This window comes from Roseovarius atlanticus (assembly GCF_001441615.1).
Lineage (GTDB): Bacteria > Pseudomonadota > Alphaproteobacteria > Rhodobacterales > Rhodobacteraceae > Roseovarius > Roseovarius atlanticus.
Window position 1 is genome coordinate 125,619 of the sequence record NZ_LAXJ01000005.1, and the last position, 7,188, is coordinate 132,806.

Here is a 7,188-nt window from a genome sequence, read left to right on the forward strand (position 1 = left end):
CCGGGCGGAGGCGTTCATAATGGGGCGGAGGCCCGGGGCGGATATGCCCGGGCCGCCGCCGGTGGTGTCAGGTCAGCAGGCGCCGCAGCGGCGGGATGCGGGAAATGACCAGTACGTCGAGCGCGATGACCGCGATCAGCGTGAGGCCCGCCAGCGGGAAGGCCAGGGACACCAGCAGCCCCACCAGCACCGCGCCGGACCATAGTGGCATGTTGGCGGGCATCGGCGGCGGGGCGAGGCGGGCGGTACCGGACGGGCGGCGTTTCCACCACATAACCACTGCCGTGACGCAGAGCATCAGGACCGTGAGGCAGAAAGCGGTGTTGGCCAGAACGCTCCACAGGCCCAGCGTGCCCATGTGCAGCGCGATGCCGACGGCCATGGCCTTGCCCGCCAGCGAGTAGTCCTCGTACCGGATATCGGCGAGGATTTTTCCGGTGTAGCGGTCCACATGCGTGGTGCGGTCGGTGGTGGGGTTCACGTCGTCGGTGTTCATCGAATCGCGCCCGAAGGTGTAGACGCCGGTGTCGCCCGAAGGCAGGTTCATCTGGTAGCGCCCGTCAAAGCCGATCTGGCGGGCGAGCGCATCCATGCTGTCGATATTCACCGGCGTGCCGGGGGCGAGGCCGTCGGTGCCGGCTAGGCTGCCCGAGCCGGGCAGGGGCGTCTGTTCCAGCACCCAGGGCACATCGGCGCGGCCGGCGTTGAGGCTGGCATGGGTGGCGTCGGAGAGGGGGATATTGTCCCATTTCTCGGCGGGAAACTGGCTCCAGGCCTGGACCATCTTCGCGCCCCAGATTTCGGTCCAGGACAGGCCCGAGAGCAGGAAGAAGATCAGGATGATCGAGATCCAGAAGCCTGCCGCGCCGTGTAGGGCACGCCAACCGCCCCGGCCACGTCCCAGGCGTGGCAGGAGTGCCTCGCGCCAGGTGCCGCCGCCGCGAGGCCACCACATGTAGAGGCCGGTGGCGATCAGGACCATGCCGATGGAGGCGGCGATTTCGAGCATCCGGTCGCCGGTGACGCCAAGCCTGATGTCGCTGTGCAGGCTGTCGGCAAAGTCGTACCAGCCGCTGCGGCGCGGCCAGCTTTGGATGACGTCTGCGGTGTAGGGATCGACGGCGACCATCTGGGGGCCGGTGGCGTCGTCCACGCGGAAGACGGCGGCGACATCGTCGGTGCGGGGTGCGATATAGGCGCGCAGCTCGCCCTCGGGGATGGCGGTGAGGGCGGCATTGGCCTGATCGGAGACGGCGGTGGGTGCCTCCAACGCGGTGACGGGAATGCGTTCGCCGTCGCGGCCATCAAGATGCGCGATCCAGAGCATCATCAGGCCGGTGATCGCCAGAAGGGCGAAGAAGGGGATAACGTAGAGCCCGGCGTAGAAGTGCCAGCGCCACGCGGCGCGGTAGAGTGTTTGCGGGACATGCGCAGCGGTCGGGGCCGCGCCCACGGGGGTGGGGTCGGAAACCATGAGGTTCTCCTTTGAAATGAAGCAGTTGGGGTGGTGCAGTCAGATCAAAGGTAGGCGGGAGGTGCGCGCGGGTGCGCCGGGGGGAAGCCGAGGCTGGGATGCGGCTCTGCCTTGTGAATACGTACCGCGTTGCGATGGGTGGCGCGGATCGTGTGCTCTGCGACGATCGGGGCTGTGACCGGATCGGCGGCCTTGGCATGGGTGACCTAGGGGCAAGGCACGTCCTTTGCCTCGACCGGGGTGCCGGTTTCATCGACGGTAATGCTGCGCTGGGCGTCGCCGGTACACAGTACGACGGTGATGCCGCCGGGCTGGAACTGCGGCATGGTGCCCGGCGCGAAGGACGAAAAGGCGGTGAAGACGGAAAGAAACGCCCAGAGCAGCATCAGGCCGATGCTGCGGGTCGCGCCGGAGCGGGAAGGGCGTTTCGATTTCATGAGTGATGAGTAGCGCGCCCCGGGGGGAGCGCGCCAGAACCTAGAAGCTGTAGCTGATGCCGAAATTCAGCGCGTGGGTCAGCAGGTCGGTGCTGAGGCGGCCGTCGGGCTGGCCGGGGTCGCCGTCGATGGTGATGTCGTTCTCGGAATACGTCATCTGGTATTCGCCGAAGATCGCCCAGCGGTCGGTGAAGTCGTACTTGATGCCGGCGATGCCGCGCACCGCGACGCCGGTGTTTTCGTAATCGTAGGTCCGGTTGGTTGCCCCCACGGCCAGCGCGTCGACATGCGGGATGGCAACGCCGAGACCGCCGCCGACATAGGGCGTGAAGCGGCCCTGGTTGAAGGCGCCGGGCCAGCGTTTCATGACGTTGGCGGTAAAGATGTTGTGGCCGTCCGACAGCTCGAACCGGGTGAGGCCCACGGCGGCGGCGTCGCCGGCGGGCATGTAGGCCTTGGTGTGCGTGCCCTCAAGGCCGAAGCCCCAGTTGGTGTCGGTCCAGTACATGACCCGGCCACCGTAATAGATGGGAGCGTCGAACGGCTTGCCTTCCCAGCCGATATTGCGGCTGAAGCCGCCGCCGCCGTTGGGCAGCGTGCCGCTGGCGGTGCTTTCGGTCACGCCCTGCGCGCCAAGATAGAAGCTGAGCTCGATCTCGGCGGCGGCGGGGCTGGCCATGGCGACGAGGGCAAACAGTGAAACTCGGACGGAATTCAGCATGATACAGGCCTTTGAAGCAGGAGGGCGGGTTGAATTCGTCCATACACCCGTGGGCAGACCCTCACAAGCGCGACACATGAGCGCCCTCATCAAATGATTGGCATTGTGCACTGGACGCCTCAGGCTAGCTTGGATAAATACGCGCATGATCGCGGTTTGAGGGGAGTCGTCCGTCTGCCGCATACGGGAATTTGCCTAGAAGGCTCAGACAGATTGGAGATTGGCTCGTGTCCCACGCAGAAGATCACGAAGGTACACGCAGAGATTTCATCTATTACGCGACCGGCGGTGCCGGTGCGGTGGCGGTGGGCGCGGCGGTCTGGCCGCTGATCGACCAGATGAACCCCTCTGCTGACGTTCAGGCGCTCAGCTCGATCCGGGTGGATGTCTCGGGCGTCGACCAGGGCTCGCAGCTGACGGTGAAGTGGCTGGGCAAGCCGGTTTTCATCCGCCGCCGCACCGAGGCCGAGATCGAGGCCGCTCGCGATGTGGACGTGTCCAGCCTGCCCGATCCGGTGGCCCGCAACGAAAACCTTGATGGCACCGCCGACGCCACGGACCAGAACCGCGCGCTGGACGACACCGGCGAGTGGCTGGTGCAGATCGGCGTCTGCACGCACCTGGGCTGCGTGCCGCTGAGCAATGCCGGCGATTACGTGCTGGACAGTGGTGTGGGCGGCTGGTTCTGCCCTTGCCACGGGTCGCACTATGACACCGCGGGCCGCATCCGCAAAGGCCCCGCGCCGGAGAATCTGCCGGTGCCGGTTGCCGAATTCGTCGACGAAACGACCGTTAAGCTGGGATAAGGAATAACAACGATGGCTGGAATTCCTCACGACCATTACGAGCCGAAAACCGGTGGCGAGAAGTGGCTGAACCGCCGCCTTCCCATTGTCGGTCTTCTGTATGACACGATCATGATCCCGACGCCCAAGAACCTGAACTGGATGTGGATCTGGGGCATCGTTCTGACCTTCTGCCTGGCGTTGCAGATCATCACCGGGATCGTGCTGGTCATGCACTATACGCCGCATGTGGATTACGCGTTCTCGTCGATCGAGCACATCATGCGCAACGTGAATGGCGGGCACATGATCCGGTATTTGCACATGAACGGCGCCTCGCTGTTCTTCTTTGCGGTCTACCTGCACATCTTCCGCGGTCTTTACTATGGCTCCTACAAGGCCCCGCGCGAGATCACGTGGATCGTTGGGATGCTGATCTACCTGATGATGATGGGCACGGCCTTTATGGGCTACGTGCTGCCCTGGGGGCAGATGTCGTTCTGGGGTGCCACGGTGATCACCGGCCTCTTCGGGGCGATCCCGCTGATCGGTGAGCCGATCCAGACCTGGCTGCTGGGCGGACCGGCGGTGGACAACGCCACGCTGAACCGGTTCTTCAGCCTGCATTACCTGCTGCCCTTCGTGATTGCCGCGCTGGTCGCGGTGCATATCTGGGCGTTCCACACCACGGGCAACAACAACCCCACGGGTGTCGAAGTGCGCCGCACCTCGAAGGCCGAGGCCGAGAAGGACACCGTTCCGTTCTGGCCCTATTTCGTGATCAAGGACCTGTTCGCGCTGGCCGTGATCCTGGCGGTGTTCTTTGCCATCGTCGGCTTCATGCCGAACTACCTGGGCCACCCGGACAACTATATCGAGGCCAACGCCCTGGCGACGCCGGCGCATATCGTGCCCGAATGGTACTTCCTGCCGTTCTACGCGATCCTGCGGGCGTTCACGTCGGAAGTGTGGATCGTGCAATTCGCATCGTTCATCACCGGCGGCATCATCGACGCCAAGTTCTTTGGCGTGCTGGCGATGTTCGGCGCGATCGCCGTGATGGCGCTGGCGCCCTGGCTGGACACCTCGATGGTGCGGTCGGGCCGGTATCGTCCGATGTTCAAGTGGTGGTTCTGGCTGCTGGCGGTCGACTTCGTCGTGCTGATGTGGCTGGGCGCGCGCCCGGCGGAGGAACCCTATGCGACCTATTCGCTGATCGCGTCGGCCTATTGGTTTGCCTACTTCCTGGTGATCCTGCCGCTGTTGGGCGTGATCGAGAAACCGTTGCCGCAGCCCGAGACCATCGAGGCGGATTTCGAGGCGCACAAGGCGGCAAGCGGCGGCACGACCACCGTTGCCAGCCCGGCCGAATAAGAGAAAGGACGAGGCATATGTTCAAGACAGTCGCGATCAGCGCGGTTACCGCCCTGGCCCTTTCGACCGGCGGCGCGTTCGCCGCGGGCGAGGGTGGCCACACCAAGGATGTGGACTTTTCCTTCGAAGGGCCGTTCGGCAGCTTTGACCAGTTCCAGCTTCAGCGGGGCTTGCAGGTCTATACCGAGATCTGTTCGTCCTGCCACGGCCTGCAATACGTGCCGCTGCGCACGCTCAGCGATCCGGGCGGCCCGCAATTCTCGGATGCCGAGGTGCGCGCCTATGCAGAGAATTACGAGGTGTTCGACGAGGAGTTGGACGACTTTCGTGCGGCGACGCCGGTTGACCATTTCCCCGGCTCGAACCTGGAAAACGCGCCGGACCTGAGCCTGATGGCCAAGGCCCGCGCCGGGTTTCACGGCCCCGCCGGGACCGGGATCAACCAGCTTGTCAAAGGCATGGGCGGCCCGGAATACATCTATTCGCTGCTGACCGGGTACACCGGCGAAACCAAGGAAGAAGCCGGCACCACGCTTTATGAAAACGAGGCGCATCCCGGTACCTGGATCGCCATGGCGCCGCCGCTGTACGGCGAGGACGTGGAGTATGCCGACGGGCATGAGAACGACCTGAGCGCGATTGCCAAGGACGTGTCGGCGTTTCTGATGTGGACGGCGGAACCCAAGATGATGGACCGCAAGCAGGCGGGCCTGACCGGGGTGATCTTCCTGACGCTGCTGTCGGTTCTGTTGTACCTGACGAACAAGCGGATCTGGAAGCCGATCAAGAAGAAATACGAAAGCTGAGCGATCGGCATTCGCTGAGACTTGAAAGCCCCCGTTGCGATGCAGCGGGGGCTTTTGCTTGGGGAATGAGGACTGGCGATGCGCGCTTGCTGCGCCTCGATCCCGTGCAGGGTCAACGACTAACGCGGCAGCGGGTTCAGCGCCTTGTTGTAGGGCTTCCAGTCGGTGATCTCGGGGTAGTATTTCTCGCGCCAGCGGCGGACGCGGGGGTTCATCACCCGGCGCCATACGGGCGGGATCATCGCGGCGACGGTCATCACCGGGTAGCCATAGGGCAATTGCGGCGCCTCGTCCTCGTCGTAGTTCTGCAAGAGCGGGAAGCGGCGGTTGGGCTTGTAGTGATGGTCGGAATGGCGTTGCAGGTTGATCAGCAGCCAGTTCGACGCCTTCTGCGCGGCGTTCCAGCTGTGTTGGGGTTTGACGTGCTCGTATTTGCCGTCGCCCAGGTGCTTGCGGGTGAGGCCGTAATGTTCGACGTAGTTGACCAGTTCCAGTTGCCAGATGGCTATGAAGGCCTGCCAGACAAAGAGCGCCAACCCAATCCAGCCTCCGATGAGCGCGGCAAGCAGCAGCATGAAGCCTTGTAGCGCCCAGTACTTCCAGAACGGGTTCTTGAGGTCCCACCACGGCTTGCCCTTACGGGCCAGCATGGCCTTTTCGGCCTCCCACGAGGACACCAGGCTTTCGTGCAAGACGCGGGGGAAGAAGCGGTGGAAGCCCTCGTTGTAGCGGGCCGTGACCGGGTCGCGCGGGGTGCCGACGTGGCGGTGGTGGACCTGCAGGTGTTCGGACCGGAAATGCGAGTAGAGCACCATCGACAGGAGCGCGTCGCCCAGAAAGCGTTCGCCCTTGCCCTTCTGGTGCATGAGTTCGTGCGAGAAGTTGATGCCGACGGTGCCGGAAATCACGCCCATGCCGAAGAAGAGCAGGATGGTCTCCAAAGCGTTCAGGTGCGCGTCGCCGGGGCCGGTGGCGTACCAGATCATCCAGAAAAGCAGGCAGAACTGCACCGGCGGCCAGAGCACGGTGACGGCGGTGTACATGCGGATGTGGCTTTCGCGTGTTTCGGGGTCGAGATTGTCCAGCTCCAGCCCCAGCACGGCGTCGAGCGCGGCGAAGAAATACCAGGTGAAAAGCGGCAGAAGGATCACCGTCCAGCCGCCCTGGGTGGCGCTGATGATCGCCAGCGGGACGAGCGAGAAGGCGGCCCAAAAGGGCAGCGCGCGCCTGAGGGTCTCGACCTTGTCTTCGGGTAGATACTTGGGCGTGGTGGTCTGCATGGTTTTCACCTTTTTGCCCGCAATTATAGTGCGATGCGCGGGGCGGGGCGATTGCGCAAATCGCCTCAGGACGTGTTCGCGGCGCAGTCTTGCAAGGGTTCGCGGGCCAAGTCAAAAACCTTGCGCATGACGGTGGGTAAGTCGGTCGGTTTAAAGGCGTGGGCGGGGACAAAGCGGGTGGTGTCGGAGGGATTGTTTTCCTTCGCGCCGATGCAGGCATAGGCGATTTTCAGGCGCAGGTGGAAATGGGTGAAGGTGTGGCGGGCCTCGGCGTCGAGCATCTGCCAGTCGGCCTGTAGCGGCGGGGCGGG

Annotated in this window: 8 protein-coding genes; 3 read left to right on the plus strand and 5 right to left on the minus strand. The window is 64.1% G+C overall.

The window, feature by feature from the left end:
- Positions 1 to 67: 67 nt before the first annotated feature.
- The 3 genes from XM53_RS06745 to XM53_RS06755 all read right to left on the minus strand — a co-directional run bounded on the left by XM53_RS06745 (position 68) and on the right by XM53_RS06755 (position 2,632).
- Positions 68 to 1,474 (minus strand): PepSY-associated TM helix domain-containing protein, encoded by a 1,407-nt coding sequence (locus XM53_RS06745; protein WP_057791602.1) that lies wholly within the window; start codon positions 1,472 to 1,474, stop codon positions 68 to 70.
- A gap of 206 nt (positions 1,475 to 1,680) precedes the next feature.
- The gene (locus tag XM53_RS06750) at positions 1,681 to 1,911 is read right to left on the minus strand and encodes a hypothetical protein (protein ID WP_057791604.1); all 231 of its coding nucleotides are present in this window, start codon (positions 1,909 to 1,911) and stop codon (positions 1,681 to 1,683) included.
- Positions 1,912 to 1,951: 40 nt separating this feature from the next.
- Positions 1,952 to 2,632 (minus strand): outer membrane protein, encoded by a 681-nt coding sequence (locus XM53_RS06755; RefSeq protein WP_057791606.1) that lies wholly within the window; start codon positions 2,630 to 2,632, stop codon positions 1,952 to 1,954.
- A 227-nt stretch (positions 2,633 to 2,859) separates the two neighbouring features.
- Between XM53_RS06755 and petA the strand changes: the two genes are divergently transcribed.
- From petA to XM53_RS06770, 3 genes are read left to right on the plus strand one after another with little or no spacing between them, the layout of a single operon-like run.
- Positions 2,860 to 3,438 (plus strand): ubiquinol-cytochrome c reductase iron-sulfur subunit, encoded by a 579-nt coding sequence (gene petA, locus XM53_RS06760; RefSeq protein WP_057791608.1) that lies wholly within the window; start codon positions 2,860 to 2,862, stop codon positions 3,436 to 3,438.
- A 12-nt stretch (positions 3,439 to 3,450) separates the two neighbouring features.
- On the plus strand, positions 3,451 to 4,791 hold the full coding sequence (gene petB / locus XM53_RS06765; RefSeq protein ID WP_057791610.1) for a cytochrome b: 1,341 nt from the start codon (positions 3,451 to 3,453) through the stop codon (positions 4,789 to 4,791).
- 17 nt (positions 4,792 to 4,808) lie between these two features.
- A complete protein-coding gene (locus XM53_RS06770; RefSeq protein WP_057791612.1) occupies positions 4,809 to 5,597 on the plus strand; it encodes a cytochrome c1 in 789 nt (262 codons plus the stop codon).
- 119 nt (positions 5,598 to 5,716) lie between these two features.
- Here the strand turns inward: XM53_RS06770 and XM53_RS06775 are convergent, their stop codons facing one another.
- Together XM53_RS06775 and XM53_RS06780 are read right to left on the minus strand one after the other, a co-directional pair.
- A complete protein-coding gene (locus XM53_RS06775) occupies positions 5,717 to 6,877 on the minus strand; it encodes an alkane 1-monooxygenase (protein WP_057791614.1) in 1,161 nt (386 codons plus the stop codon).
- A gap of 65 nt (positions 6,878 to 6,942) precedes the next feature.
- Positions 6,943 to 7,188, minus strand: a 246-nt coding sequence (locus tag XM53_RS06780; protein ID WP_201455394.1) for an NUDIX domain-containing protein, incomplete at its 5' end; no start/stop codon positions are given.

Bases quoted from the DNA above. Each gene is read 5' to 3' on its own strand.
- XM53_RS06745 (WP_057791602.1), bottom strand. From the start codon at position 1,474: ATGGTTTCCGACCCCACCCCCGTGGGCGCGGCCCCGACCGCTGCGCAT.
- XM53_RS06750 (WP_057791604.1), bottom strand. From the start codon at position 1,911: ATGAAATCGAAACGCCCTTCCCGCTCCGGCGCGACCCGCAGCATCGGC.
- XM53_RS06755 (WP_057791606.1), bottom strand. From the start codon at position 2,632: ATGCTGAATTCCGTCCGAGTTTCACTGTTTGCCCTCGTCGCCATGGCC.
- petB (WP_057791610.1), top strand. From the start codon at position 3,451: ATGGCTGGAATTCCTCACGACCATTACGAGCCGAAAACCGGTGGCGAG.
- XM53_RS06770 (WP_057791612.1), top strand. From the start codon at position 4,809: ATGTTCAAGACAGTCGCGATCAGCGCGGTTACCGCCCTGGCCCTTTCG.
- XM53_RS06775 (WP_057791614.1), bottom strand. From the start codon at position 6,877: ATGCAGACCACCACGCCCAAGTATCTACCCGAAGACAAGGTCGAGACC.